This window comes from Limimaricola pyoseonensis (assembly GCF_900102015.1).
GTDB classification, from domain to species: Bacteria; Pseudomonadota; Alphaproteobacteria; order Rhodobacterales; family Rhodobacteraceae; genus Limimaricola; species Limimaricola pyoseonensis.
This window is the reverse complement of the sequence record NZ_FNAT01000005.1, coordinates 205,928-232,584: the sequence shown is the minus strand read 5'-3', so window position 1 is coordinate 232,584 and position 26,657 is coordinate 205,928. Positions and strand designations below refer to the sequence as shown.

The following is a 26,657-nucleotide window of genomic DNA, read 5'->3' as shown; positions in this document are numbered from 1 at the left end:
GGCGCTCACCAGCGGGCGTCGGGGTAGGTGCGCGGGATCGACTGCATCTCGGCCAGGATGTAGCCCATCGTCTCGGTGTGGATCCCGGTGCGGCCGCCGGTGCGGGCGTGGCCGTTCTCGGGGACAGCCAGCGTCGCGCGGTCGAGCGTCGCGGTGGTCTCGGCCTCGAAGGCGCGCCGCACCCGGTCGAGATCGGGCAGCACGCCCTGCTCGGAGAGCGTCGCCTCGACCTCGTCGGTCGCCATCAGGTCGGCGGCGTAGGGCCAGAGCGCGTCGAGCGCGGCCTGCATCTTGGCCCGGCTCTCGTCCGAGCCGTCGCCCAGCCGCACGATCAGGTCGCGCGAGCGGTCGATGTGGTAGCGCACTTCCTTGACCGATTTCTGCGCCAGCTCGCGGATGCCGTCATGGCCGCTTTCGCACAGCGCCTCCTGCATCGGCAGGTGCCAGGCGTCGAACAGGTATTGCCGCATCAGCGCGTGGGCGAAGTCCACGTTGGGCCGCTCCACCAGCTGCGCGTTGAGGAACTGCCGCTCGGTGCGGAAAAAGGCGAGGTCGTCGGGCGTGCGGCCCTTTCCCTCGGCCTCGGAGGCCAGCTCGTACCAGAGCTGGGTCTGGCCGATCAGGTCGAGCCCCATGTTGGCGAAGGCGATGTCCTCCTCCAGCACCGGCGCGTGGCCGCACCACGCCGCCGTCTGCTGGCCGAGGATCAGCGTCGTGTCGCCCATCCTGAGACAGAAGGTGACGAGCGGATCCATCACATCGCCCCCACGTCTTCGGGGATGTCGAAGAAGGTCGGGTGGCGGTAGACCTTCGACTTCGGCGCGGCGAAGTTGTGCTCGGCCGCGTCGGGGTCGAAGGCGGTGATCTTGTTCGACTCGACCACCCAGATGCTCACGCCCTCGTTGCGCCGGGTGTAGACGTCACGCGCGTTCTTCAGCGCCATCTCGGCGTCGGGCGCGTGCAGCGAGCCCACGTGCCGGTGCGACAGCCCATGCTGGCCGCGGATGAAGATTTCCCAAAGGGGCCATTCCTTGCTCATCGAAGTCACTCCGCCGCGATGTTGTGCTGTTGCTGTTTCTCGGCATGGGCGGTGAGCCCGTCGCGGAACCATTCGCCGTCGTCCCAGGCCTTGTTGCGGGCCTCGAGCCGGTCGCGGTTGCACGGGCCGTTGCCCTTGATCACCTCGAAGAACTCGGACCAGTCCGGTTCGCCGAAATCGTAGCCGCCCTTCTCCTCGTTCCACTTCAGCTCCGGGTCGGGCACGGTCAGGCCCAGCCACTCGGCCTGCGGCACGGTCTGGTCGACGAATTTCTGCCGCAGCTCGTCATTGGTGTTCTGCTTGATGCCCCACTTCATCGACTGCTCGGAATGCACCGAGTCCTTGTCGGAGGGGCCGAACATCATCAGCGAGGGCCACCACCAGCGGTTCAGAGCGTCCTGCGCCATCGCCTTCTGGTCGTCGGTGCCTTGGCAGAGCTGGCGCATGATGTCGAAGCCCTGCCGCTGGTGGAAGCTCTCTTCCTTGCAGATGCGGATCATCGCGCGCGAGTAGGGGCCGTAGGAGCAGCGCTGCAGCGGCACCTGGTTCATGATCGCCGCGCCGTCGACCAGCCAGCCGACCGCGCCCATGTCGGCCCAGGTCAGGGTCGGGTAGTTGAAGATCGAGGAATACTTGGCCTTGCCCGACAGAAGCTGCGCGGTCATCTCGTCGCGCGAGATGCCCAGCGTCTCGGCGGCGCAGTAGAGGTAGAGCCCGTGGCCCGCCTCGTCCTGCACCTTGGCCAGAAGGATGGCCTTCCTTTGCAGCGAGGGCGCGCGGGTGATCCAGTTGCCCTCGGGCAGCTGGCCCACGATCTCGGAATGGGCGTGCTGGCCGATCTGGCGGATCAGCGTCTTGCGGTAGCCCTCGGGCATCCAGTCATTGGCCTCGATCCGCACGCCGCGGTCGATCTTGGCCTGGAATTCGAGCTCCTGCTCGGTGCCTTCCGACTGTCCGGTCTCGACGAGTTGCGCATACATGGATCGATCTCCTCAGTCTGCGGCTTCGATGATGGTGGCGATGCCCTGGCCGACGCCGACGCACATGGTGCAAAGCGCGTAGCGTCCGCCACGGCGGCGCAGCTCATAGGCGGCGGCGGTCACGAGGCGCGCGCCCGACATGCCGAGCGGATGGCCGATCGCGATCGCGCCGCCATTGGGGTTGATATGGGGCGCGGCAGGGTCGAGGTCGAGGTCCCGCAGCACGGCGAGCGCCTGCGCGGCGAAGGCCTCGTTCAGCTCGATCACGTCCATCTGGTCGAGCGTGAGCCCCGCCTTGTCCAGAACCTTGCGCACCGCCGGCACCGGGCCGATGCCCATGACGCGGGGCGGCACGCCGGCGGCGACGGTGGCGACGACGCGCGCGATCGGCTTCAGACCGTTGCGCTTGGCGCTCTCGGGCGTGGCCAGAAGCAGCGCCGCCGCGCCATCATTGACGCCGGAGGCGTTGCCGGCGGTGACGGTCAGGTCCGGGCCGTTCACGCCCTTGAGCTTGGAAAGCTTGGCGGCATCGGTGCCGGGGCGGGGATGCTCGTCGCGGTCGACCACGACCGGGTCGCCCTTGCGCTGCGGGATCGAGACGCTCATCAGCTCCTCGGCGAAGAGGCCCTTCTCCTGCGCCGCGGCCCAGCGGGACTGGCTTTCGGCGGCGAAGGCATCCTGGTCTTCGCGCGAGATGCCCCATTGCTCGGCCACGTTGTCGGCGGTCTCGGGCATCGAATGGGTGCCGTATTCCGCCTTCAGCTTCGGGTTCGGGAAGCGCCAGCCGATGGTGGTGTCGTAGATCTCCGCCTTGCGCGAGAAGGGGGTCTCGGCCTTGCCCATCACGAAAGGCGCGCGCGACATGCTCTCGACGCCGCCGGCGAGCACGAGGTCGTAGTCGCCGCAGCGCAGGCCGCGCGCCGCCATGCCGACCGCGTCCATGCCCGAGCCGCAGAGCCGGTTGATCGTGGTGCCGGGCACCTCGACCGGAAGGCCCGCCAGCAGCGCCGCCATGCGTGCGACGTTGCGGTTGTCCTCGCCGGCCTGGTTGGCGCAGCCGTAGATGACGTCGTCGACCGAGGCCCAGTCGACGCCGCCATTGCGCTCGAACAGCGCGCGAATCGGCATCGCCGCGAGATCGTCGGCCCGCACATTGGCCAAAGCGCCGCCATAGCGGCCGATGGGCGTGCGGATCGCGTCGCAGATCAGGGCCTCGGTCATGTCGCCTCACATGTTTCGTCGTGTCTCGGGGATAATGTGACACGTGACGTGTCACAAATCAAGTCAGGTATGGGCGCAAGCGTGATGTATCGGCGCGGCGCCGCGCGAGACCGCGGGCGGCGCTTCGCGTCACGGCTGCCGGGGGCAGGGATCAGTGGTAGGAGAGATCGGCGATGCGCCGGGCGATCCGGGTCGGATCGGCGGTCAGCGGGCCGTCGCGGTCGACGAAGTCGCGCGCCACGGCGCGGTCGGCCTCCGGCGTGAGCTGAAGGTAGAGCCGCGCGAAGAGCGCCCGCACCTCGGGCCCCTTCCAGCCCTCGGGCAGAAGGCCCAGCGGCAGGGCCGGGTCCGACAGCGCGATGTCGCGGTAGACATGCACCAGAAGCAGCCGCAGCCCGAGCGCCTCTTCGGGGCTGCAGAGGATGCCTTCGAGTGGCGCGAAGCCCGCCACGAAGCGCTCCATCCGCTCCGACAGCGCCTCGAGCGGCCATGCGGCGCGGGCCATCTCCGTGAGGTCGTCCTCGGTGGTGGCGCGGAAATGCGGCGCGCCCAGAGGGGGCAGGGGGTCGCCCCGGTCGGGCAGGATCGCGAGATAGGGCTCGGCCATGCCGAAGCGCAGCCGGGTCAGACGCGCCACCAGCGCCTCGCGCCCCGGCCCCTGCGGCAGCGCCACGAGATGCCAGCCCTGCAGCGGCTCGGCGCGCGGACGGCGATAGATCAGCCGGGCGGCGCGCTGGAATTCCTTCTCGGCGGCGGGGGTAAGCCGGTAGTAGCTCTTGCGCCCGTCCTTCACCCCCTCGATCCGCTCGGCCGCCACCAGCCGCGACACGGCGGTGCGCACGCGGCTTTCGCTCAGCCCCACGGCGGCGCAGGCGCTGATGATGTTGCCCATCCAGATCTCGCCACCGCGCGGCGCCACCACGTCGCCGTAGAGCGTCACGATGAAGGCCCCGGCGCTGACCGGGAAGGCGGCGAGTGTGGCGTGCAGGGCGTCGGGGGACATGGCGGCTCCGGGGCTTGCGCGAGGGCGGTCTAGCGCCCTCGCGTCAAGGGGGCAATCAGCCCTTGGGCCGGGCGTCGACGACGCGCTTGGCCTTGCCCTCGGACCGCTGGATCGAGCCCGAGGGTTTGATCTCGACCTTGCAGGACACGCCGACCACGCTTTTCACATGGCCCATCAGCTCGCGCGCGGCGGCCTGGGCCGCAGCCTCGTCGCCATCGGTCTTGCACTCGCAATGGATGCACATCTCGTCCATCCGGCCCTTGCGGGACAGGTGGATCTGGTAATGCGGGGCGAGGCCCGCGCATTTCAGGATCTGCTCCTCGATCTGGGTCGGGAAGACGTTGACGCCGCGCAGGATGATCATGTCGTCGCTGCGCCCCGTCACCTTCTCCATCCGCCGCATCGAACGCGCGGTGCCGGGCAGAAGCCGCGTCAGGTCGCGGGTGCGGTAGCGGATGATCGGGAAGGCCTCCTTGGTGAGCGAGGTGAAGACCAACTCGCCTTCCTGCCCGTCCTCGACCGGCTCGCCGGTCTCGGGGTCTATGATCTCCGGGTAGAAGTGATCCTCCCAGATGTGCAGCCCGTCCTTGGTCTCGACGCATTCCTGCGCCACGCCCGGGCCCATCACCTCAGACAGGCCGAAGATGTCGACCGCGTCCATGTCGAAGGCCTGCTCGATCTCCTCGCGCATGGCGTTGGTCCAGGGCTCGGCCCCGAAGATGCCGGTCCTGAGCGAGCTTTGCCGCGGGTCGAGCCCGGCGGCGCGGTAGGCGTCGAGGATCGACAGCATGTAGGAGGGCGTGACCATGATGATCGAGGGCTTGAAATCCTCGATCAGGGTGATCTGCCGCTCGGTCATGCCGCCCGAGACCGGCACCACGGTGCAGCCCAGCCGCTCGGCCCCGTAATGTGCGCCCAGGCCCCCGGTGAAGAGGCCGTAGCCATAGGCCACGTGGCAGATGTCGCCCGGCGCGCCGCCCGCGGCGCGGATCGAGCGCGCCATCACGTCGGCCCATGTGTCGATGTCGTTCTTGGTGTAGGCCACCACGGTCGGCTTGCCGGTGGTGCCCGACGAGGCGTGCAGCCGCGCGATCTGGCTCTGCGGCACGGCGAACATGCCGAAGGGATAATTGTCGCGCAGGTCCTGCTTCACGGTGAAAGGAAACTTCTTCAGGTCCGACAGCGACTTCAGGTCGTCCGGGTGGACGCCGGCTTCGTCGAACTTGGCGCGGTAGAAGGGCGAGCCCTCATAGGCGCGGGCCAGCGTCTGCTTCATCCGCTTGAGCTGCAGCGCCGAGATCTCGTCGCGCGAGGCGGTCTCGATCGGGTCGAGGGGCGCGCGCGCCCCGGTGGGTCTGGTGAGCATGTCGTCCTCCCTCTGGCGCGTCGCCGCGCCTCTCTCATCCGGTCGCGGGTCAGCCGTCCTTGGGCACCCGCACGATCCGCGAATTGCCGCGGAAACTGGCGATCAGCGTGCCGTCCTCGCGGTGCACCGCCACGTCGTAGAGCCCCGAGCGCCCGGCCCGCGTCACCTCGGTGCCGGTGCCGATCAGCATGTCGCCCAGCCGCCCCGGCGCGTGGTAGGTGATGTCGCAATGGCTGCCGACGGCCTGGTAGTCGTAGCTGTTGGCCGCGAAGGCGAAGACGCTGTCGGCGAAGGCGAAGGTGAGCCCGCCATGCAGCGTGCCGTGGCCGTTCACCATGTCCTCGCGCACCCGCATCCGCATCTTGGCGTAGCCGGGGCCGACCTCCAGAAGCTCCATCCCCATGGCCTTGCTGGCGGTGTCCTCGTCCCACATTTCCTGCGTGCGCTTCTCGGCCTGGGCCTGCGGATCGAGCTTCATCTGCACCGCCCCGCTCATTGCGCGCGCCCGGTGAAGGCCGGCTCCCGCTTTTCGGTGAAGGCGCGCACGCCCTCGGCATAGTCGGGCGAGAAGCCCGCCTTGCGCTGCAGATCGCGCTCGAGATCGAGGCTGGCGTCGAGATCCTGCCCGCCCGCGGCCTGGATCGCCTGCTTGGTCAGGCCGAAGCCGTAGGTCGGCCCCTTGGCGAGGCTGCCCGCCAGCGCCTCGGCCTCCTCGATCAGCGCCGCATCCGGCACGGCGCGCCAGATCAGGCCCCATTCGGCCGCCTGCGCCGCGCCGAGCGGCTGGCCGGTCAGCGCCAGCGCCTTGGCGCGCGCCTCGCCCAGCGCCCGGGTCAGGGTCCATGTGCCGCCCGAATCCGGCACGAGGCCGAGCTTGGCGAAGGACTGGATGAAGCGCGCGCTCTCGCCCGCCAGCACGATGTCGCAGGCGATGGCGAGGTTGGCGCCGGCGCCGGCCGCGACGCCGTTGACCGCGCAGATCACCGGCTTGGGCAGGGCGCGGATCGCGCGCACCAGCGGGTTCCACAGCGTGCCGATGGTCTCGCCCAGATCCGGCGCGCCGCCCTCGGCGTCGGGATGCCGCTGCCCGAGATCCTGCCCGGCGCAGAAGCCGCGGCCCGCCCCGGTGAGCAGCACCGCGCGCACCGCGTCGTCCTCGGCCGCCCGGGCGATCGCGGCGCGCAGCGCGGCGTGCAGTTCGGGCGTGAAGGCGTTCAGCCGGTCGGGCCGGTTGAGCGTCAGGCGCAGCACGCCATCCGATTGCTGCTCGAGCAGAACTGGCTCGGTCATGGTCCCTCCCTCAGGTCTCCCGCGCCCGGTCCGCCGACCCGTCTTCCGACCGGTCCTCGGCCCGTGCCCTCCCCTCAAAGGGGCACGGAAACGGGGCGCTTTCGGGAAAAATGTGTTGCATGACGGACGCGCTTGGTCAATGAATAAAGCGTCACGGAATGCCGAAAATGCGTGCGTCGATGTGATGAAAAGGGAGGAAAGACATGACAAGACAAGCCGTTGCCGCCGGTGTTTCGGCGCTGGCCCTGCTGGCGGGCGCCCCCGCCATCGCCGAGATCAAGATCGGTGCCACGCTCGCCGTCACCGGCCCGGCGGCCTTTCTGGGCGACCCCGAGGCCAAGACGCTCGAGATGCTGGTCGAGGAGCTGAACGCCAACGGCGGCATCGACGGCGAGGAGGTCGAGCTGGTCCTCTATGACGACGGCGGCGACCCCAACAAGGCGCGCACCTTCGCCACCCGCCTGATCGAGGAGGACGAGGTGGTCGCGGTGATCGGCGGCTCGACCACCGGCGCGACCATGGCGATGGCGCCGCTCTTCGCCGACTACGAAATTCCCTTCATCTCGCTCGCGGGCGCGGTGGTCATCATCGACCCGGTGCAGGAATACGTCTTCAAGACGCCGCACACCGACCGCATGGCCTGCGAGAAGATCTTCGCCGACATCACGGCGCGCGGCCTGACGAAGGTCGGCATGATCTCGGGCACCGGCGGCTTCGGCGCCTCGATGCGCGAGCAGTGCCTCGACGTGGCCGGCGCCGCCGGCGTCGAGATCGTCGCCGACGAGACCTACGGGCCCAACGACAGCGACATGACCCCGCAGCTCACCAACATCGCCGGCACCGACGGCGTCGAGGCGGTGGTGAACCCGGGCTTCGGCCAGGGCCCGGCGGTGGTCACCCGCAACTACGCCCAGCTCGGCCTCGAGATGCCCTTCTACCAGAGCCACGGCGTCGCCTCCGACGAGTTCATCAAGCTCGCCGGCGACGCGGCCGAGGGCGTGCGCCTGCCCGCCACCCCGCTGCTGATCCCCGACCAGCTGGCCGAGGACGACGTGCAGCGCCAGCCGGTGCAGGACTACATCGCCGCCTACGAGGCCGCCTACGGCGAAAAGCCCTCGACCTTCGGCGGCTACGCCTACGACGCCTTCCACCTGCTGACCCACGCGATCCGCGAGGCCGGCGCCGAGGACCCGGCGGCAATCCGCGACGCGATCGAGGCGATCGAGGGCCATGCCGGCGTCACCGGCGTCTACAGCTTCACCCCCGAGGACCACATGGGCCTCGACCTCTCGGCCTTCCGCATCCTCGAGATCAAGGATGGCGGCTGGACCCCGGTCGAGCAGTAACGAAAGGATCCCGGCTTGTCGGAGCTTCTGCAATTCCTGATCTCCGGGGTCACGGTGGGCGCGATCTACGCGGCCATCGCCCTCGGCTTCACGCTGATCTACAACGCCTCGGGCGTGGTGAACTTCGCCCAGGGCGAGTTCGTGGTGATCGGCGGGATGACGGCGGCCGCGCTGATCGCCGCGGGCGTGCCGGTGATCCTCGCCGCGCCCATCGCCGTGGTGGCGGGCACGCTGGTGGGCATATTGCTCTACCGGCTGGCGATCCGGCCCGCCGGGCAGGCGCCGCTTGTGACGCTGATCATCATCACGATCGGCGCCAGCATCTTCCTGCGCGGCGCGATGCAGGCGGTCTTCGACAAGCAGATCCACCGCTATGACGGCTTCTCCGGCGACGCGCCCCTGCGCGTCGGGGGCGCCACCATCCTGCCGCAGAGCCTCTGGATCGTCGGCGGCAGCATCGCGGTCTTCGCCTTCCTCGCCTGGTTCCTGAACCGGACCCGCGCGGGGCGGGGCATCAAGGCCACCGCCTCGAACCGCATGGCCGCAGCCCTCGTCGGCATCAACACCGGGCGGGCGATGAACCTTTCCTTCGCGCTCTCGGCCGGCATAGGCGCGCTCGCGGGCGTGCTGGCGACGCCCGTGACCTTCACCAGCTACGACGTCGGCGTGCTGATGGCGCTCAAGGGCTTCTCGGCCACCATGCTGGGCGGCGTCGGATCGCCGCTGGGCGCGCTGGCGGGCGGCCTGCTGATCGGGCTGATCGAGGCGCTGACCGCGGGCTACATCTCGTCAGACTACAAGGACGCCGCCGCCTTCATCGTCATCCTTCTCGTGCTGTTCCTGCGCCCGCAGGGCCTGTTCGGCGCGCGCATCGTGGAGCGGGTGTGATGGCCGGGCAGGGGACGACCACCGACGTCGCACCGGCCGGAACCGGGCGCCGCGAGTATTCGAAGAGTGAAGGCGCGGGGCGCCGGCGCATCGGGCCGGGCCTGCGCACCTTCCTGATCTTTGTCGCGCTCGTCGCGCTGGGCGCGCTGATCTTTCCGTCGAGCTACTTCTACCGGGTCGGCACGCTGGTCTGGATCAACACGCTCGCCGTCACCGGCATCGTGGTGCTCCTGGGCTATGTCGGCCTCGTCAGCCTCGGCCATGCCGGCTTCTTCGCCATCGGCGCCTATGTCACGGCGATCGGGCCGAACTACGGCATCCCGTCGCCGCTCGCCATGGCCGGGGGCGTGGCGCTGGCCGGGCTGCTCGCGCTGATCGTGGGGCGGCCGATCCTGAAGTTGTCCGGCTACTACCTCGCCATCGCGACGCTGGGCCTCGGCATGCTGATCTGGATGGTGCTGTCGAAGGAAGCCTGGCTCACCGGCGGCCCCGACGGCATGGTCGTGTCGGGCATGAACGCCCGCAACCTCTTCAAGATGGTCGGGCTGAGCCTGAAATCGGCCGAGGCATGGTACTGGGTCGCGGGCCTCGTCGCCGCCATTGGCGCGGCCATCGCCGTGAACCTCGCGGGCAGCCCCTCGGGCCGCGCGCTCCGGGCGATCCATGACAGCGACGTCGCCGCGCGCTCGCTTGGCGTCGACGTGGCGAAGGCCAAGTCGCGCGCCTTCGTGATCTCGGCGATCTACGCCGCCGTGGCCGGCGCGCTCCTGGCGCTGGCCAACGGCTACATCACGCCCGACACCGGTGGCTTCATGCACTCGGTCGAGATGGTGACCATGGCGGTGCTGGGGGGCGCGGCCTCGGTCTACGGCGCGCTCGTGGGCGCGCTGATCCTCACCGCGCTGCCGCAGGTGCTCACCGTCTTCGCCGATTACGAGCACATGGTGCTCGGCGGCATCATGGTCCTGACCATGATCCTGATGCGCCGCGGCCTCGTGCCCTTCATCGCCGACCTCTGGAACCGGAGGAAATCATGAGCCTCGAGATCGACGGCATCGGCATCAGCTTCGGCGGCATCAAGGCCGTGGACGATGTCAGCTTCACCGCGAAACCGGGCGAGGTGACATCGATCATCGGCCCCAACGGCGCCGGCAAGACCACGCTCTTCAACCTCGTCTCGGGCGTCTATGCCGCGAGCGCGGGCCGCGTGCGGATCGACGGGAAGGACGTGACCGGGCTGCCCGCCCACGCGCTGGCGCGCCGCGGCATGGCGCGCACCTTCCAGAACCTGCAGGTCTTCCCGCAGATGAGCGCGCTCGACAACGTCATGACCGGCTGCCACATGCAGGAGAAGTCGAACCTGCTCGCCGACCTCCTGGGCCTCGGCCCGGCGCGGCGCGAGACCGACAGGAGCCGCGCGAGCGCCATGGCGGCGCTGGAGCGGGCGGGCCTCGCCGAGCTGGCCCACCGGCCGGCCTCGGAGATGTCCTACGGCCAGCTCAAGCGGCTGGAGATCGCCCGCGCGCTGGTCACCGGCTGCACCATCCTGCTGCTCGACGAGCCGGCGGCGGGCTGCAACGCGGTCGAGACCCGCGAGGTCGACGACCTGATCCACGCCATCGCCGACGAGGGCAAGACCGTGGTGCTGATCGAGCACGACATGCGCATGGTGATGCGCATCTCCTCGCACATCGTGGTGCTCGACCAGGGCCGCAAGATCGCCGAGGGCGGCCCGGAGGACATCCGCACCGACCCGCACGTCATCGCCGCCTATCTCGGCGCCCATGGCGCCGCCGAAGCCGAGGCCGCCGCTCATGCCTGAACCGCTTCTGTCCATCGAGGGCCTGCGCACCGCCTACGGCCCGATCGAGGTGCTGCACGGGGTCGACCTGACCGTGAACGAGGGCGAGATCGTCTCGCTCGTCGGCGCCAACGGCGCGGGCAAGACCACGCTGATGCGCTGCATCTCGGGCGTGCAGCCGGTGAAGGCGGGCGCGATCCGCTTTGGCGGCGCCGACCTCACCCGCCAGCCCGACCACGCCCGCGCCGGCCTCGGCATCGCCCATTCGCCCGAGGGGCGGCAAATCTTCGGCGACCTCAGCGTGGTCGAGAACCTGCGGCTTGGTGGCTACCACCGCACCGACGATCTCGGCCCCGATCTCGAGGAGGTCTACGGCCTCTTCCCGATCCTGCGCGACAAGGCCGATCTGCCCGCGGGCGGGCTTTCGGGCGGCCAGCAACAGATGCTCGCCATCGGCCGCGCCATCATGGGCCGGCCGAAGCTGATGCTGCTCGACGAGCCTTCGATGGGTCTCGCCCCGGTGCTGGTCGACCAGGTGCTCGCGGTGGTCAAATCGCTGCGCGACCGCGGCGTGACGCTCTTGATGGTCGAGCAGAACGCCTATGCCGCGCTGTCGATCGCCGATCGCGGCTACGTCATGGAGCAGGGCGAGATCACCCTTGAGGGCAAGGCCTCCGACCTGATCGCCGATCCGCGCATCCGCGAGGCCTATCTCGGGGCCTGATGGGCGGGGCTCTTGTTCCGCCGGACGAATGCAGGGAAGGTCCTCCCGAGCCATGCCACGGGAGGGCCTTCATGACGATCTTCACCGGCCTCTCGGCCTTTCCGATCACCCCGGCCGATGCCGAGGGACGCGTCGACGCCGATGCGCTTTCGCGCCTGCTGGAGCGGCTCTGCGCGGCCGGGGTCGACTCCATCGGCCTGCTCGGCAGCACCGGCGGCTATGCCTATCTCTCGCGCGAGGAACGCGGACGCGCGGTCTCGGCCGCGGCTGAGGCCGTGGCGGGGCGGGTGCCGCTGATCGCGGGCGTCGGCGCGCTGCGGACCGATACGGCGATGGCGCTGGCGCGGGAGGCCGAGAAGGCCGGGGCCGACGGGCTGCTGCTCGCCCCGATGTCCTATACGCCGCTGACCGACGAGGAGGTGCACGAGCATTTCCGCGCCGTCGCGGCGGCGACGAGCCTGCCGCTCTGCATCTACAACAACCCCGGCACCACGCATTTCCGCTTCGGCCTGCCGCTGTTGCAGCGGCTCGCCGATCTGCCCGGCGTCGAAGGCGTGAAGATGCCCCTGCCGGCCGGCACCGCTCTGGCCGAGGATCTCGCCGCCCTGCGCGCAGGCCTGCCCGAGGGCTTCGCCGTCGGCTACAGCGGCGACTGGGGCTGCACCGAGGCGCTGCTTGCGGGGGCGGATGCGTGGTTCAGCGTCGCGGGCGGGCTCTGGCCCGGACCCACGCTGGAACTCGCCCGCGCCGCTCAGGCGGGCGACCGCGACGGGACGGCGCGGATCGAGGCGGCCTTCATGCCGCTTTGGGAGCTGTTCAAGGAGTTCGGCAGCCTGCGCGTGGTCCATGCGGCGGCCAACCTCATGGATCTGACGCAGGCCCGGCCGCCGCGCCCGATCCTGCCGCTGACGGGGGCGGATCTCGACCGCGTCGCCGCGGCGCTGGCGCGGGTCGAGGCCGTCGCCTGAACGCAAAACGCCGCCGGAGGACCGGCGGCGTTTCTCGTCAACGGGATCGTGGCTTCAGCTCTTCGGCGCCTCGGGCGAGGCCGTGCCGTCGCCCTCGGGGAAGAAGCAGGCCGATTTCTGCGTCGCGCCGTCGAGCAGCGGCCGCGCGGCGCGGCACTTGTCCTGCGCCTTCCAGCAGCGCGGCGCGAAGGCGCAGCCCGGCGGCACCGCGAGCGGCGAGGGCAGCTCGCCCTGCAGCTTGATCCGCTCCTTGCCCGCCTCCGGGTCGGCGCGCGGCGTCGCCGACAGGAGCGCCTTGGTGTAGGGGTGCTGCGGGTTGTCGAAGATCATGTCCTTCGGACCCGTCTCCACCGCCCGGCCCAGATACATCACCGTCACGTCGTCGGCGACGTGGCGCACCACCGACAGGTCGTGGCTGATGAAGAGGTAGGCCAGCTGCATCCGCTCCTGCAGGTCGATCAGCAGGTTCAGCACCGAGGACTGGATCGACACGTCGAGCGCCGAGACCGGCTCGTCGAGCACCAGCACTTCCGGCTCCAGCATCAGCGCCCGGCCGATGGCGACGCGCTGCCGCTGGCCACCCGAGAACATGTGCGGGTAGCGGTCGAAATGCTCGGGCCTGAGGCCCACCAGCCGCAGCATCTCGCGCGCCTTCTCCTCGCGCTCGGCCGCCGGCATCTGCGGGCGGTTGATCAGCAGCGGCTCCATCAGGATCTGGCCGATCCGCTGGCGCGGGTTGAGCGAGCCGTAGGGATCCTGAAACACGATCTGCACCTTGGAGCGCAGGCTCTTCCAGGCGTCGGGCGTGGCCTTGGTGCCGTCGATGCTCAGATCGCCGCGCGTCGGCTCCTCGATCAGCGTCACCACGCGGGCGAGGGTGGACTTGCCGCAGCCGGACTCGCCCACCACCGCCAGCGTGCGGCCCGGGGTCAGCTCGAAATCGAGCTCGGACAGCGCGCGCACGGTCTTGGGCTTGCCGAACAGGCCGCCGCCCACCTCGTAGTGGCGGGTGAGACCCTTCGCGGTGACGACGGGGCCGGCTTGGGGCCTTGTCGTGTTCGGGGCGTCTGTGGTCACGGCACTCACGAGGCGAGCCTTTCGTCGGTGTTGAGCGGGTAGTGGCAGCGCGCCAGGCCGAGATCGGCCCCGCGCGGCTCGGGCGGCACCTTGCGGCAGTGGTCGTCCGCGAACTTGCAGCGCGGCGAGAACAGGCAGCCCTTCGGCCGGTCGAACTGCCCCGGCACCACGCCCGGGATGGTCGGAAGCCGCTTGTCGGTGGCGCGCTCGGGCAGGGCGGCGAGCAGCGCCGAGGTGTAGGGGTGGTGCGGCGCGCGGAACAGCGGGCGCACCGGCTGCTCCTCGACCTTCTGGCCTGCGTAATGCACCGAGACGCGCTGCGCGGTCTCGGCCACCACGCCCATGTCGTGGGTGATCAGCACCAGCCCCATGCCGGTCTCGTCGCGCAGCTTGACCAGCAGGTCGAGGATCTGCGCCTGGATCGTCACGTCGAGCGCGGTGGTCGGCTCGTCGGCGATCAGGAGCTTGGGATTGCACGAGATCGCCATGGCGATCATCACCCGCTGGTTCATGCCGCCCGACATCTGGTGCGGGAAGGCCTTGAGCCGCTGTTCGGGGTCGGGGATGCCGACGAGGTCGAACAGCTCCACCGCGCGCTTCTGCGCGGCCTTGCGGTCCATGCCGAGATGGATGCGCAGCGTCTCGCGGATCTGGAAGCCCACGGTGAAGCAGGGGTTCAGCGAGGACATCGGCTCCTGGAAGATCATCGCCATGTCCTTGCCGACGATCCGGCGGCGGCCGCGCGCCGAGAGCTTCGACAGGTCGTGCCCGTCGAAGGTCATCTCGTCGGCGGTGACCTTGGCGGTCCAGGGCAGGAGCCCCATCAGCGCCAGCATCGACACCGACTTGCCCGAGCCGCTCTCGCCGACGATGGCCAGAACGTCGCCGCGGTCGACGTCGAGATCGACCTTGTCGACGGCCCGGAACCGGCCGCCGGTGGTGGCGAACTCGACCGAGAGGTTGCGCAGTCTCAGAAGACTCATGAGATCAGCTCCGCTTCAGTTTCGGGTCGAGCGCGTCGCGCAGACCGTCGCCCATCAGGTTGATGGCGAGCACGGTGATCAGGATCGCGAGGCCGGGCAGGGTGACCACCCACCAGGCGCGCAGGATGAACTCGCGCGCCTCGGCCAGCATGGTGCCCCATTCCGGCGTCGGCGGCTGCGCGCCCATGCCGAGGAAGCCCAGCGCCGCGGCGTCGAGGATCGCGGTCGAGAAGCTGAGCGCCGCCTGCACGATGATCGGGGCGAGGCAGTTCGGCAGCACGGTGACGAACATCAGCCGCCACAGCCCCGCGCCCGCGACCCGCGCCGAGGTCACGTAGTCCTTGTTCAGCTCGCCGATCACGCTGGCGCGCGTCAGGCGCACGTAATGCGGCTGCAGCACGATCGCGATGGCGATCATCGCGTTGATCAGCGACGGCCCGAGGATCGCCACCAGCACCAGCGCCAGAAGCAGCGACGGGAAGGCGAGGATGATGTCCATCAGCCGCATGATGATCGCGTCGAGCCATTTCGGCGAGAAGCCCGCCAGCAGGCCGATCAGGATGCCGCCCGAGGCCGCCACCACCACGACGACGATGCCGACGAAGAAGGAGTAGCGCGCGCCGTTCAGCAGCCGCGAAAGCATGTCGCGGCCCAGAGGGTCGGTGCCGAGCGGGAAGGTCCAGCTGCCGCCCTCCTGCCATACCGGCGGCAGCAGCGTGTATTGCCGGAACTGCTCGGTCGGGTCGTGCGGCGCGATCCACGGCGCGGTCGCGGCGATGAAGACGAAGGCCACGAAGACCCAGAAGCCGAACACGGCGCCGCGGTTTTCGCGGAAGTAGAACCAGAACTCGCGCAACCGGCCGGGGCGCTTCTCGACCTGGGTTTCCACTTCTTCGGAGAGTGCGTGGTCCATCAGCGCTTCCTGATCTTGGGATTGATGAGGCCGTAGAGCAGGTCGACGGTCAGGTTCACGATCATCACCATCACGGCGATCAGCAGCAGCCCGCCCTGCACGACCGGGTAGTCGCGGCGGAAGATGCTGTCGACCATCCACTTGCCGATGCCCGGCCAGCTGAAGATGGTCTCGGTCAGGATCGCGCCCGCGAGCAGCGTGCCGACCGACAGGCCGATCACGGTGATGACGGGGATCAGCGCGTTCCTGAGCGCGTGCAGGCCGTTGATCCGGCCCGGCGGCAGGCCCTTGGCGCGCGCGGTACGGATGTAGTCCTCGCCCAGCACCTCGAGCATCGCCGAGCGGGTCTGGCGCGCGATCACCGCCAGCGGGATGGTGCCCAGCACGATGGTCGGCAGGATCAGGTGCCGCACCGCCGAGCCGAAGGCGCCGTCCTGGCCCGACAGCAGGCTGTCGATCAGCATGAAGCCGGTGACGTTGTCGAAGTAGTAGAGCAGGTCGATCCGGCCCGAGACCGGGGTCCAGCCGAGATTGCCCGAAAACACGATGATCAAGAGCAGCGCCCACCAGAAGATCGGCATCGAATAGCCTACGAGCGCGGTCGACATCAGCGTCCGGTCGAAGAACTTGCCGCGGTTCATCGCGGCGATCACGCCGGCCGGCAGGCCCAGCGCCACCGCGAAGATCATCGCGCAGATCGACAATTCCAGCGTCGCCGGGAACAGGGCGAAGAACTCGTCCCAGACCGGTTTCTTGGTGACGTAGCTGTTGCCGAGGTCGCCCTGGAGTACGCCTGTCAGGTAGTCCCAGAACTGGACGAAGATCGGACGGTCGAAGCCGAACTGCTTGACCAGCTCGTCGTAGCGTTCCTGCGTCATGCCGCGCTCGCCGGCCATGACGATGATCGGGTCGCCCGGCAGCACGCGGATGAAGGCGAAGGAAATGAGGGTCACGCCGATGAAGGTCGGCACGAAGGTCGCGAAGCGCGACAGCACGTAGCGCAGCATTTAACGGCCCGCCTTGCTGGGGCCCGGGCGCGCGGGTGCGGCGGGGCCGGTGGGGTGGGGGATGACCATGCCGGAACGGGTCTCCTGTTGCTTGGCGATCGGGGTCTCGGAAAGGGGCGGCCCGATGGGCCGGTCCTTGAAGCGGGCCGCATATCACGCGGATCGCGGTTCTGTCGAGTTTTCGTGATCCGTGACGCGGGGTCTGTCCCAGCCTGCGCCCGGCGCGACGCGCCGGTCAAGCGGGCTGGCCCGGATACGAGAAGGGTCCGGGGCCATGACGGCCCCGGACCCCCGGGTCACGATTTCGCGCGGATTACTCGGCGATCGAGACGTTGTCGAAGATGTGGCCGCCCAGCGGGTGCACCACGTAGCCCTCGACTTCGGAGCGCATCGGCATCGCCACGACCGAGTGGGCGATGGTGGCCCAGGGCGCCTGGTCCTTGAAGACCTGCTGCGCCTCTTCGTAGATCGCGGCGCGCTCTTCCTGGCTCGACTTGGTCTTGGCGTCCTGGATCAGGGCCTCGAACTCCTCGTTGCACCACTGGGCGCGGTTCGAGCCGCCGACGCCGTCACAGCCCAGCAGCACGGCGAGGAAGTTGTCCGGGTCGCCGTTGTCGCCGGTCCAGCCCAGCAGCACCGCACCGTCGCGCTCGACGTCCTTCGAACGCTCGAGATACTCGCCCCACTCGTAGGACACGATCTCCACGTCGACGCCGATCTCGGCCATGTCTTCCTGGATCAGCTCGGCCATGCGCCGGGCGTTCGGGTTGTAGGGGCGCTGCACCGGCATCGCCCAGATCTTCATCGACAGGTCCTCGACGCCGGCATCCGCGAGCATCTGCTTGGCGGCTTCCGGATCGTAGGGGTCGTCCTCGATGGAGTCGTTGTAGGACCACATGGTCGGCGGGATCGGGTTCTTGGCGACCTCGCCCGAGCCCTGGAACACCACGTCGAGGATCGCCTGCTTGTCGATCGCCATGTTGAGGGCCTTGCGGACCTCGGGCTGGTCGAACGGCGCCTGCTGGGTGTTGTAGGCCAGGTAGCCGACGTTCAGGCCTTCCTGCTCCATCACCTCGATGCCCTCGGCCTCCTTCATCGCGGCGATGTCGGCGGGGTTCGGGTAGGGCATGACGTGGCACTCGCCCGCCTGCAGCTTCTGGTAGCGCACGGAGGCGTCGGGCGTGATCGCGAAGATCAGGTTCTCGACCTTGGCGGGCTCGCCCCAGTAGTCGTCGAAGCGCTCGAAGCGGATCACCGCGTCCTTCTGGTAGGCCACGAACTCGAACGGGCCGGTGCCGATCGGCTGCTGGTTCAGCATCTCGGGGCTGTCGGCGACGCTGTCGGCGTATTCGGCCGAGAGGATCGAGGCGAAGTCCATCGCGAGGTTGGCGATGAACGGCGCCTCGGGGCGGGTCAGCCGGAACACCACGGTGTAGTCGTCGACCTTCTCGATGCTCTCGATCAGGTCGGGCATCGACATGCCCTGGTAGTATTCCCAGGTGCCGCCCGAGGCCATGTGGAACGGGTGGTCGTCCTGGCCCTGGCGCTGGAAGGTGAACAGCACGTCATCGGCGTTGAAGTCGCGCGACGGCGTGAACTGGTCGTTCGAGTGGAACTTCACGCCCTGGCGCAGGGTGAAGGTGATCTCGGTGCCGTCCTCGGACACTTCCCAGCTCTCGGCCAGGCCCGGCACGACGTTGGTGGTGCCGGTCTCGAACTCGACCAGCTGGTTGTAGACCGTGTGCGACGAGGCGTCGAAGGTGGTGCCGGAGGTGTAGAGCGCCGGGTCGAAGCCCTCGGGGCTGCCTTCCGAGCAATAGACGAGGTTCTGCGCCTGCGCGGCGCTCGCGAGGGCAATGGTGGCTGCGCCGGCGGCGAGCCAAGTCTTCATCTTCATAGCAATCTCCCTGTCTGCCCGGCCCTGGCGCGGCAAGAGCCGGCCGGTCCGATGCGTTGTGCGGTCAACCTGTCCCACCCCGCGCCGGCAGGCAAGTCCCTTGCCCCTGTTTCCGCTGCGGCAGCGGCGGCCCGCCCGGCGCGCTTGAAGCCGGCTTTGGCGGGCGCTAGGTCCGAAGGGAGTTCCCGGAGCCCTCGACATGGTCTTCCCCTTTCGCCGCCCGGCGGCCGCCGCGGCGACCACGCCCGCCGGCGCGCCGCCCGACACGCCGGCCGCGTCGCGCCCCGCGCCGCTTCTCGGCGTGGTGCTGATGGTGCTGGCGCTGCTGGCGACGTTGAAGGAATGGGCGCCGGGCTCGCCCGCCGCGACGGCGGCCGCGCTCGCGGTGCCGCTGGCGGTGGCGCTGCTGGCGCTGCGGCTCGGGACCCGCCGGCTCGGCTTCGTGCTGGTGGCGCTGGCGATCACCGCCGGGCTCTGGGCCGAGGGCGGCGACTGGAGCGCGCCGGTGATGCAGGGGCTCGGCTCGGCCGCCTTCATCGGCGCCTTCTTCACCGCGCTGGCCACGCTGCGCTCGGCGGCCGAGAGCTCGCCCGCGATCCGCGCCTGCGGGCTCTACCTCGCCCAGCAGCCGCCGGGGCGGCGCTACGCTGCGCTGACGCTGGGCGGGCAGGCCTTCTCGGTGCTGCTGAACTACGGCTCGATCGCGCTTCTGGGCAGCCTCTCGGTTGCCAACGCCGCGCAGGACAAGGACCCCGAGATCCGCTTCCACCGCTCGCGCCGGATGCTGCTCGCGGTGCAGCGCGGCTTCATCTCGATCCTGCCCTTCTCGCCGCTCTCCTTCGCGGTGGCGATCACCGGCGGCTTCCTGCCCGACGCGCCCTATGCCCAGACCGCGCTGCCGGCGCTGGTCACCGGCGCGATCGTCGCGGGCACCGGCTGGGCGATGGACACGATCTTCAAGCCGCGCCTGTCGAAACCCGCCCCGGCCCGGGCCGCGCCCGAGGGCGGCCCGTCGGTGGTGCTGCCGCTGCTCGGGCTGCTGGCGCTCCTGGGCGTCGCGGTGCTGGCGCTGCATTTCGCCTTCGGGGTGCGCGTGGTCGGCGCGGTGCTGGTGGTGGTGCCGACGATCGCGCTGGGCTGGCTTCTTTTGCAGGAAGGCCCGCGCGGCGCCGCGCGCCGGGTTTGGCGCTACACCAGCGTCGAGCTGCCGGGCTACCGCTCCGAGTTGCAGCTTTTGATGCTCGCGGGCTATATCGGCACAGCCGGCGCGGCGCTGCTCGTGCCACGCGCCGCGGCGCTCGGCCTCGACCTGACGCAGATCCCGGCGCCTCTGCTGCTGGCGGGGCTCGTCTGGCTGATCCCGCTCACCGGGCAGATCGGCATGAACCCGATCCTCTCGGTGTCGCTGCTCTTCCCGCTTTTGCCGTCGCCCGAGGCCATGGGCGTGAGCCCGGTCGCGCTCTTCCTCGCGATCACCGCCGGCTGGACGCTGTCGGGCATCACCTCGCCCTTCACCGCGACGACGCTCCTGATCGGCAACTTCGCCGGGCGCAGCGCCGCCCATGTCGGCCTGCGCTGGAACGGCGCCTACGCCGCCGTCACCGGCGCGTTGCTGACCCTGTGGGTGCTGGGCTTCGCCTTTCTTCGGTAAGCCGCGCCGCGTCTGGAACTCTTGGTTCGGGGGCTGTAAGCAACCACCCCATCGGTTGACGCAAGGGGACCCCCGAAATGATTGAGACCCGGATCATGCGCGACGCGCTCGCGCGGCACTACGACCTTGCGCCCTCGCTCGCGGCGGCCGAGCGTCAAGCCGATCTCTACGCGCGCATGGACAAGGTGCTGAGCCCGGCCGACTGGGCGATCCACGCGCCCTATGTCGAGGCGATCAACCGGCTCAAGCGCGAGCGCGGAGCGGTGATCCTCGCCCACAACTACATGACGCCCGAGATCTATCACGGCATCGCGGACGTGGTGGGCGACAGCCTGCAGCTCGCGATCGAGGCGACGCGGGTGGAGGCGGACGTGATCGTGCAATGCGGCGTGCATTTCATGGCCGAGACCTCGAAGATCCTGAACCCCGCCAAGACCGTGCTGATGCCCGACATGGAGGCCGGCTGCTCTCTGGCCGAGAGCATCGACGCCTCCGGCATCGCCGAGATGCGCGCCAGGTACCCCGGCGCGCCGGTAGTGAGCTACGTCAACACCACCGCCGAGGTGAAGGCGGCCTCCGACATCTGCTGCACCTCCTCGAACGCGCTGCAGATCGTCGAGGCGCTGGATGCCGAGACCATCATCATGACCCCCGACCAGCACCTCGCGCGCAACGTCGCGAAGGCGTCCTCGAAGCGCATCGTCTGGTGGGAGGGCAGCTGCATCGTGCACGAGCAGTACACGGCCGAGGAAATGCGCGCCTACCGCGCCGCCGACCCCGAGGTGAAGATCATCGCCCACCCCGAGTGCACGGTCGAGGTGACGGCGGAAGCGGACTTCACCGGTTCCACCAGCGGCATCATCGACTGGATCGACCGCGAGCGCCCCGCGAAGGCGCTGCTGGTGACCGAGTGCTCGATGGCCTCGAACATCACCGACGCCTTCCCGGACGTGACCTTTCAGAAGCCGTGCAACATGTGCCCCTACATGAAGATGATCAGCCTCGAGAAGGTGCTCTGGTCGCTGCACACCATGTCGCCCGAGGTGGTGGTCCCCGAGGAGGTCGCCGCCCCCGCCCGCCGCGCGGTGGAGCGGATGATCGACCTGTCGCGCAGCCTGGCCCGGGCCTGACAGGGGCATGACCCGGCTGCGCACCGAACGCGTCGTCATCATCGGTGCCGGTCTCGGCGCGATCTCGGCGGCGCTGGCGCTGGCGCCGCGCCCGGTCCTGATGATCGCGCCCGAGCCGCCGGGGCAGGGGGCGAGCAGCGCCTGGGCGCAGGGCGGCGTCGCCGCCGCGATGGACGCGGCCGACAGCGCCGAGGCCCATGCCGCCGACACGGTGGCCGCAGGCGCGGGCACGGTCGATGCCGCCATCGCCGCGATGGTCACCGCGGCCGCGCGCGACCACATCCACGGCCTCACCGATCTCGGCACCCCCTTCGACCGCGACGGCGCGGGCGGCTACGTGCTGTCGCGCGAGGCCGCGCATTCGGCGGCGCGGGTGGTGCGGGTCAAGGGTGACCAAGCCGGGCGGCGGATCATGGACACGCTGGTCGCGGCGCTCGACGCGACGCCATCGGTGCAGGTGCTGCCCGGCGCGCTGCTGACCGGGATCGAGACCCGCGCGGGGCGCGTCACCGGCGTGCGGATCGAGGCCGCCGAAGGCTCCGCGCCGGTCGTGGTCGAGGCCCCGGCGGTGCTGATCGCCGGCGGCGGCTCGGGCGGGCTGTGGCTGCACACCACCAACCCGCCGCGCATCCGCGGGCAGGCGATCGGCGCGGCGGCGCTGGCCGGGGCCGAGATCGCCGATGCCGAGTTCGTGCAGTTCCACCCCACCGCCATCGCCAGCGGCGAGGACCCGCTGCCGCTCGCGACCGAGGCGCTGAGGGGCGAGGGCGCGTGGCTGGTCGACCGCGACGGCCGCCGCTTCATGCGCGGCCTCCACCCCGACGCCGAGCTGGCGCCGCGCGATGTCGTCGCCCGCGCCGTCTTCGCCGAGCGGCAGGCCGGGCGCGCGCCCGCCCTCGACACCCGCGCCGCGCTGGGCGCCAGCGTCACCGAGCGCTTCCCGGCCGTGGCCGAGGCCTGCGCGCGCGCCGGGATCGACCCCGTGGGCGGCACCATTCCCGTGGCCGCGGCCGCGCATTACCACATGGGCGGCATCGCCACCGACGCGCGCGGCCGCGCCAGCCTGCCGGGCCTCTGGGCCTGCGGCGAGGCGGCCTCGACCGGGCTGCACGGCGCCAACCGGCTGGCCTCGAACGGGCTTCTGGAGGCGCTGGTCTTCGCCCGCGCCTGCGCAGAGGACATCGCCGCGACACTCGGGCCTGCCCCCGTGGCCCCGGCGCTCGACATCGCCTTCGCGCCCGGCGGGCGGGCGGCCGACCCCGCGGCCGTGGCCCGCCTGCGCCGCGTGATGACCGACCATGTCGCCGTGCTGCGCGACGGCAAAGGGCTGCGGACCGCGCTGGCGGAGATCGCCGTGCTGGAAAGCGCCCATGACGCGCCCGCCTTCCGCACCATGTCCGCCACGGCCACGCTTGTCGCCGCCGCCGCGCTGCGGCGCACCGAGAGCCGCGGCGGGCATTGCCGCACCGATTTTCCCGACACCGACCCCGCGCAGGCGCGGCGCAGCCGCATGACGCTGGCCGAGGCCCTGACCATCCGCGCCGACTGCGCGAAGGAGACCGCATGACCGAGATCCCCGACCTGCTGCTCGAGCCGATGGTGCGCCACGCGCTGCACGAGGATCTCGGCGGCTACGGCGACGTCACCACCCGCGCGGTGATCCCCGCCGGGCTGACCTACCGCGCGAAGCTCAATGCGCGCGAGGCGGGCGTGGTCTCGGGGCTGCAGATCGCGGCCATCGCCTTCCGGCTGGTCGACGCGACGCTCGAGATCACCGCCCGCAAGCGCGACGGCGAGGCCTGCGCGCCGGGCGACACGCTGATGGAGGTCGCGGGGCCCGCGAGCGCCATCCTTTCGGCCGAGCGCGTGGCGCTGAACTTCGCCGGGCGGCTTTCCGGCATCGCCACGCTGACCTCGGAATTCGTGGCCGAGACCCGTGGCACGAACACCCGCGTCACCTGCACCCGCAAGACCACGCCGGGGCTGCGCGCGGCCGAGAAGCTCGCCGTGCTGCATGGCGGCGGCTTCAACCACCGCTACGGTCTTTCGGACGCGATCCTGATCAAGGACAACCACATCGCCGCCGCCGGCGGCATCCGCGCCGCGCTCGCGGCGGCGAAGCTTCATGCCTCGCACATGCTCAAGGTCGAGATCGAAGTGGATACGCTCGACCAGCTGGCCGAGGCCCTCGACGAGGGCGGGGCCGACGTCGTGCTGCTCGACAACATGTCGACGCCGGATCTCGCGGAAGCCGTGCGCATGGTCGGGGGCCGTCTGGTCACCGAGGCCTCGGGCAACATGCGGCGCGAGCGGGTGGCCGAGGTCTGCGCGACCGGGGTGGACTACGTCTCCTCCGGCGCGCTGACCCACTCGGCCCGCACGCTCGATCTGGGCCTCGACTTCTAGGCGGCACGCTTCGTCTCGGGCGCGGGCACCGCGACGGGCTTTCGCGCGTCGCGGTCCGCGGGCCAGTACTGCCGCGCCGCCGCCAGCGCCAGTTGCAGCGCGAGGCCGCCCGCGAGCATCGCGGTGTCGAGCGCGAAGTTCTCGCCCGTCTCGGTCTTGATGCCCTGCAGCAGGTAGGCCAGCACCGAGCCCAGCGCGAAGACCGGCAGCGCCTGCCGCCCCAGAAGCGCCAGAGGCGCGGCGATGCGCGAGCCGCAGGCGCGGCGCACGGCGGGCCACGACGCCAGCACGTAGAAAAGCGCCAGCACGTGCAGCAGGCGCGGCACGTTGAGATAGGGCTTGGAAAACGCGGTGAAGAAGCCCGGCACCCCGTGTTGATGCGCGAGCCAGAGCCCGTGATTGCCCGCCTTGCCGACCGGCGGCACGTTCATCCAGACCAGCGACAGCACCAGAAAGCCCACCGCCAGCGCCATCAGCCAGGGCTTGGCCGGGACCAGCCGGCGGCCCTGCTTGGCGGCGATGCCGGCGACGAGGCCCAGCACGAACAGGAGCTGCCAGGCGAAGGGGCTGAACTGCCAGCCGCCCGCAGGCCAGGCCGGCATGTTGATCCGCCAATGCGCCGCCACGGCCCAGAGCGCAACCGACAGGCCCAGCGCCCAGAGCGGCCGACGCAGCGCGCCCCAGATCGCCAGCGGCGCGGCCATCAGGAGCACGAAGTAGAGCGGCAGGACGTTGGCGTAGCCGATCTGGAACAGCAGCGTCGGCACGCCGACGAGAAAGCCCAGCGGGTCGCGGAACAGCAGCCCGATGCCGTGTTTCCACGTGAGCCCCGGCGCCTCGGCGAAGAGCGCGAGCCCGGCGGCGATGCCGAGCGCCGCGAAGGTGATCAGCAGGTGGACGAGGTAGAGCGTCCAGGCCCGCCGCCAGACCCGCGCCAGCCCGCGCCACGGCCAGCGCACGCGGAAGTCGCTGGAATAGGCGAGGCCGGCCGAGATCCCGGCCATCAGCACGAAGCCCTCGGCCGCGTCGGAGAATCCGAAATTGCGGCTGGTGAAGTCTTCCCAGAAGTTGCCCGGCACGTGGTTGATGAAGATCATCACCAGCGCGAGGCCGCGCAGCACGTCGAGGCGCGGGTCGCGCGCGGACGGCATCCGGGTCGCGACCGGGATGGAGACGGGGGCGTCAGGCATGCTGCGGCTCCGCGGCGGGGGCGGGAAGATCGGGGGCGGCCGGGGCCGACCAGCGGGCGGCGATCCGGGCCTGCCGGTGCAGGATCGGCGTGGGGGCGGTCTCCGACGGCACGGCGTAGAGCCAGCTCGTGCCGGGGCGCGAGCTCCACCAGATCACCAGCGGCGCCGCGATCATCGGGCCCGCGACCGGCAGCAGCCAGCCCACCAGCGCGGGCGAGAGCCACCATGCGGCGCCGAGCCCGGCGAGGCCCGAGGCGGTGATCCAGCGGCTCGCATCCCACGAGGCGCGCAGCGAGAGCGCGCCGTCGCCGCGGGCGCTGGCCGGCCAGCCGCCGTCGCGGCCCATCAGCACCTGCACGACCGAGCGGGTCTGGAACATCAGGAAAATGGGCGCGGTGACGCTGGAGAGCGCCAGCTCCGACAGCATCGAGGCGAGCGCCCGCACCCCGCCGCCGAAACCCGCCGCCCGGCCGCGCCGCCACGCGTCAAGCGCGATCAGGAGCTTGGGCAGCACCAGTAGGCCGAGCACGCCCACGATCAGCCCGGCGGTGCGGGTGGCCTCGTTCGGCGGCAGCACCGGGAAGGGCCAGTGCGGCAGCGGGAAGTAGTCGGGCAGGGTGCGGAAGGAGGGCGCGAGGATCGAGGTGACGAGGAAACCCAGCCAGAACAGCGACGACAGATAGGCGAGGATGCCCTGCACGAAGACGAAGCGGCTCCAGGGCTTCAGCCCCGGCGCGGCCAGCAGCCGCGCGTGCTGCAGGTTGCCCTGACACCAGCGCCGGTCGCGCTTGGCATGGGCGACGATGTTCTCGGGGCCTTCCTCGTAGGAGCCCGCCAGATCCTCGTCGATCCGCACGGTCCAGCCGGCGCGCGCCAGAAGCGCCGCCTCGACGTAGTCGTGGCTCAGGATGTGGCCGCCGAAGGGCGGCGGGCCGCTCAGGTCGGGCAGGGCGCAGCTCTGAGCGAAGGCGCGCACGCGGACCATGGCGTTGTGGCCCCAGAACGGGCCGGTCTCGCCCTGCAGCGCCGCGACGCCGCGCGCGAAGACCGGCGAGTGCAGCGCCGCCGAGAACTGCATCGCCCGGCCGAAGCGCGAGCGGGCGTGGATCACGCCGGGCAGGCTTTGCAGCAGGCCGAGATCGGGGTCGGCCTCCATGCGCCGCGCCATCTCGATGACGGTTTCGGCCTCCATCAGGCTGTCGGCGTCGAGGATCAGCGCGTAGTCGTAGGCCGCGCCGGAGCGGCGGATGAATTCCTCGATGTTGCCGGCTTTGCGGCCGGCGTTGGACTCGCGGCGGCGGTAGAAGATCCGGCCTTCGGCGTCGCGCTCGCGCAGAAGCCGCAGGAACCACTGCGCCTCGCGCGCAGCACCCGCCTCCGAGCGGGTGTCCGACAGGATGGCGAAGTCGAAGCGGTCGGCCCATTCGGTCGCGGCCAGCGCCTCGTCCATCGCGGCGACCCGGCCGAAGGTGGCGGCGGGGTCTTCCTCGTAGACCGGCACGAGGATCGCGCAGCGGCCCGCGATCGGCGCGGACGGGTCTGCCGGGACGGGGCGGCGGTGCGTCAGGAGGCCGGTCAGCGCCTGCGCGGCGCCCCAGGCCAGCCAGAAGGTCGCGGCGAAGATGAACAGGCTGCGCAGGAACTCGATCGCCAGGCCGCCGGTCTGCCGTTCGGCGAAGAACAGCGTGAAGGCGCCGGCGGCGGCGGCGAGGCTCGCGCCGAGGGCAACGGCCCTGGCGCGGAACACGCGCCGGGCCTCGGCCGGACGGGTCATGGC

25 protein-coding genes are annotated in these 26,657 nt (G+C 70.5%); 10 read left to right on the top strand and 15 right to left on the bottom strand.

The window, feature by feature from the left end; all coding sequences use genetic code 11:
• Nucleotides 1-5: 5 nt before the first annotated feature.
• The 8 genes from paaC to paaG all read right to left on the bottom strand — a co-directional run bounded on the left by paaC (nucleotide 6) and on the right by paaG (nucleotide 6,899).
• On the bottom strand, nucleotides 6-755 hold the full coding sequence (paaC, locus tag BLT43_RS12910) for a 1,2-phenylacetyl-CoA epoxidase subunit PaaC (RefSeq protein ID WP_090113466.1): 750 nt from the start codon (nucleotides 753-755) through the stop codon (nucleotides 6-8).
• Nucleotides 755-1,039 (bottom strand): 1,2-phenylacetyl-CoA epoxidase subunit PaaB, encoded by a 285-nt coding sequence (gene paaB, locus BLT43_RS12905; protein WP_090113464.1) that lies wholly within the window; start codon nucleotides 1,037-1,039, stop codon nucleotides 755-757. Before paaB ends, paaC begins: the two co-directional genes overlap by 1 nt.
• A gap of 5 nt (nucleotides 1,040-1,044) precedes the next feature.
• The gene (gene paaA / locus BLT43_RS12900) at nucleotides 1,045-2,019 is read right to left on the bottom strand and encodes a 1,2-phenylacetyl-CoA epoxidase subunit PaaA (protein WP_090113463.1); all 975 of its coding nucleotides are present in this window, start codon (nucleotides 2,017-2,019) and stop codon (nucleotides 1,045-1,047) included.
• A gap of 12 nt (nucleotides 2,020-2,031) precedes the next feature.
• Entirely contained in the window at nucleotides 2,032-3,240 is a 1,209-nt protein-coding gene (gene pcaF / locus BLT43_RS12895; RefSeq protein ID WP_090113461.1) for a 3-oxoadipyl-CoA thiolase, read from the bottom strand.
• Nucleotides 3,241-3,391: 151 nt separating this feature from the next.
• Nucleotides 3,392-4,243, bottom strand: coding sequence for a PaaX family transcriptional regulator (locus BLT43_RS12890; protein WP_090113460.1), 852 nt, complete (start codon nucleotides 4,241-4,243; stop codon nucleotides 3,392-3,394).
• 55 nt (nucleotides 4,244-4,298) lie between these two features.
• Nucleotides 4,299-5,609 carry a phenylacetate--CoA ligase PaaK gene (gene paaK, locus BLT43_RS12885; protein ID WP_090113458.1) on the bottom strand — a complete coding sequence of 437 codons (1,311 nt, stop codon included), beginning with the start codon at nucleotides 5,607-5,609 and terminating at the stop codon, nucleotides 4,299-4,301.
• 49 nt (nucleotides 5,610-5,658) lie between these two features.
• Nucleotides 5,659-6,105: a hydroxyphenylacetyl-CoA thioesterase PaaI gene (gene paaI, locus BLT43_RS12880; RefSeq protein WP_090113456.1), complete on the bottom strand. Its 447-nt coding sequence runs from the start codon at nucleotides 6,103-6,105 to the stop codon at nucleotides 5,659-5,661.
• The gene (paaG, locus tag BLT43_RS12875) at nucleotides 6,102-6,899 is read right to left on the bottom strand and encodes a 2-(1,2-epoxy-1,2-dihydrophenyl)acetyl-CoA isomerase PaaG (protein WP_090113455.1); all 798 of its coding nucleotides are present in this window, start codon (nucleotides 6,897-6,899) and stop codon (nucleotides 6,102-6,104) included. The genes paaI and paaG overlap by 4 nt, the downstream gene beginning before the upstream one ends.
• A 203-nt stretch (nucleotides 6,900-7,102) precedes the next feature.
• Here paaG and BLT43_RS12870 point away from each other — a divergent pair, with 203 nt between their 5' ends.
• The 6 genes from BLT43_RS12870 (at nucleotide 7,103) to BLT43_RS12845 (ending at nucleotide 12,626) form a co-directional block, all read left to right on the top strand.
• Nucleotides 7,103-8,245: an ABC transporter substrate-binding protein gene (locus BLT43_RS12870; RefSeq protein WP_090113453.1), complete on the top strand. Its 1,143-nt coding sequence runs from the start codon at nucleotides 7,103-7,105 to the stop codon at nucleotides 8,243-8,245.
• 15 nt (nucleotides 8,246-8,260) lie between these two features.
• The gene (locus tag BLT43_RS12865; protein WP_090113452.1) at nucleotides 8,261-9,133 is read left to right on the top strand and encodes a branched-chain amino acid ABC transporter permease; all 873 of its coding nucleotides are present in this window, start codon (nucleotides 8,261-8,263) and stop codon (nucleotides 9,131-9,133) included.
• The gene (locus tag BLT43_RS12860; RefSeq protein ID WP_090113450.1) at nucleotides 9,133-10,170 is read left to right on the top strand and encodes a branched-chain amino acid ABC transporter permease; all 1,038 of its coding nucleotides are present in this window, start codon (nucleotides 9,133-9,135) and stop codon (nucleotides 10,168-10,170) included. The genes BLT43_RS12865 and BLT43_RS12860 overlap by 1 nt, the downstream gene beginning before the upstream one ends.
• On the top strand, nucleotides 10,167-10,955 hold the full coding sequence (locus BLT43_RS12855; protein ID WP_207497529.1) for an ABC transporter ATP-binding protein: 789 nt from the start codon (nucleotides 10,167-10,169) through the stop codon (nucleotides 10,953-10,955). The genes BLT43_RS12860 and BLT43_RS12855 overlap by 4 nt, the downstream gene beginning before the upstream one ends.
• Nucleotides 10,948-11,658, top strand: a complete 711-nt coding sequence (locus BLT43_RS12850; protein WP_090113497.1) for an ABC transporter ATP-binding protein — start codon at nucleotides 10,948-10,950, stop codon at nucleotides 11,656-11,658. The genes BLT43_RS12855 and BLT43_RS12850 overlap by 8 nt, the downstream gene beginning before the upstream one ends.
• A 71-nt stretch (nucleotides 11,659-11,729) precedes the next feature.
• A complete protein-coding gene (locus BLT43_RS12845; RefSeq protein ID WP_090113446.1) occupies nucleotides 11,730-12,626 on the top strand; it encodes a dihydrodipicolinate synthase family protein in 897 nt (298 codons plus the stop codon).
• A gap of 54 nt (nucleotides 12,627-12,680) precedes the next feature.
• Here the strand turns inward: BLT43_RS12845 and BLT43_RS12840 are convergent, their stop codons facing one another.
• From BLT43_RS12840 to BLT43_RS12820, 5 genes are all read right to left on the bottom strand, one after another.
• On the bottom strand, nucleotides 12,681-13,712 hold the full coding sequence (locus tag BLT43_RS12840) for a dipeptide ABC transporter ATP-binding protein (RefSeq protein WP_090113445.1): 1,032 nt from the start codon (nucleotides 13,710-13,712) through the stop codon (nucleotides 12,681-12,683).
• A complete protein-coding gene (locus BLT43_RS12835) occupies nucleotides 13,709-14,686 on the bottom strand; it encodes an ABC transporter ATP-binding protein (RefSeq protein WP_090113443.1) in 978 nt (325 codons plus the stop codon). The genes BLT43_RS12840 and BLT43_RS12835 overlap by 4 nt, the downstream gene beginning before the upstream one ends.
• Before the next feature lie 4 nt (nucleotides 14,687-14,690).
• The gene (locus BLT43_RS12830) at nucleotides 14,691-15,599 is read right to left on the bottom strand and encodes an ABC transporter permease subunit (RefSeq protein WP_090113442.1); all 909 of its coding nucleotides are present in this window, start codon (nucleotides 15,597-15,599) and stop codon (nucleotides 14,691-14,693) included.
• Nucleotides 15,599-16,606, bottom strand: coding sequence for an ABC transporter permease subunit (locus BLT43_RS12825; RefSeq protein ID WP_090113440.1), 1,008 nt, complete (start codon nucleotides 16,604-16,606; stop codon nucleotides 15,599-15,601). Before BLT43_RS12825 ends, BLT43_RS12830 begins: the two co-directional genes overlap by 1 nt.
• Nucleotides 16,607-16,919: 313 nt before the next feature.
• On the bottom strand, nucleotides 16,920-18,503 hold the full coding sequence (locus BLT43_RS12820) for an ABC transporter substrate-binding protein (protein WP_090113438.1): 1,584 nt from the start codon (nucleotides 18,501-18,503) through the stop codon (nucleotides 16,920-16,922).
• A 199-nt stretch (nucleotides 18,504-18,702) separates the two neighbouring features.
• Here BLT43_RS12820 and BLT43_RS12815 point away from each other — a divergent pair, with 199 nt between their 5' ends.
• From BLT43_RS12815 to nadC, 4 genes are all read left to right on the top strand, one after another.
• The gene (locus BLT43_RS12815; RefSeq protein WP_090113437.1) at nucleotides 18,703-20,154 is read left to right on the top strand and encodes a hypothetical protein; all 1,452 of its coding nucleotides are present in this window, start codon (nucleotides 18,703-18,705) and stop codon (nucleotides 20,152-20,154) included.
• 77 nt (nucleotides 20,155-20,231) lie between these two features.
• On the top strand, nucleotides 20,232-21,284 hold the full coding sequence (gene nadA / locus BLT43_RS12810; protein ID WP_090113435.1) for a quinolinate synthase NadA: 1,053 nt from the start codon (nucleotides 20,232-20,234) through the stop codon (nucleotides 21,282-21,284).
• Between the two features lie 7 nt (nucleotides 21,285-21,291).
• Nucleotides 21,292-22,851 carry an L-aspartate oxidase gene (locus tag BLT43_RS12805; RefSeq protein ID WP_090113433.1) on the top strand — a complete coding sequence of 520 codons (1,560 nt, stop codon included), beginning with the start codon at nucleotides 21,292-21,294 and terminating at the stop codon, nucleotides 22,849-22,851.
• Nucleotides 22,848-23,690, top strand: coding sequence for a carboxylating nicotinate-nucleotide diphosphorylase (nadC, locus tag BLT43_RS12800; protein WP_090113431.1), 843 nt, complete (start codon nucleotides 22,848-22,850; stop codon nucleotides 23,688-23,690). The genes BLT43_RS12805 and nadC overlap by 4 nt, the downstream gene beginning before the upstream one ends.
• Here the strand turns inward: nadC and BLT43_RS12795 are convergent.
• Both BLT43_RS12795 and mdoH read right to left on the bottom strand, forming a co-directional pair.
• Nucleotides 23,687-24,880 (bottom strand): OpgC family protein, encoded by a 1,194-nt coding sequence (locus BLT43_RS12795; protein WP_090113429.1) that lies wholly within the window; start codon nucleotides 24,878-24,880, stop codon nucleotides 23,687-23,689. The genes nadC and BLT43_RS12795 overlap by 4 nt on opposite strands.
• Complete coding sequence (gene mdoH / locus BLT43_RS12790) at nucleotides 24,873-26,654, bottom strand: glucans biosynthesis glucosyltransferase MdoH (protein ID WP_090113427.1); 1,782 nt, start codon at nucleotides 26,652-26,654, stop codon at nucleotides 24,873-24,875. Before mdoH ends, BLT43_RS12795 begins: the two co-directional genes overlap by 8 nt.
• Nucleotides 26,655-26,657: the final 3 nt, after the last annotated feature.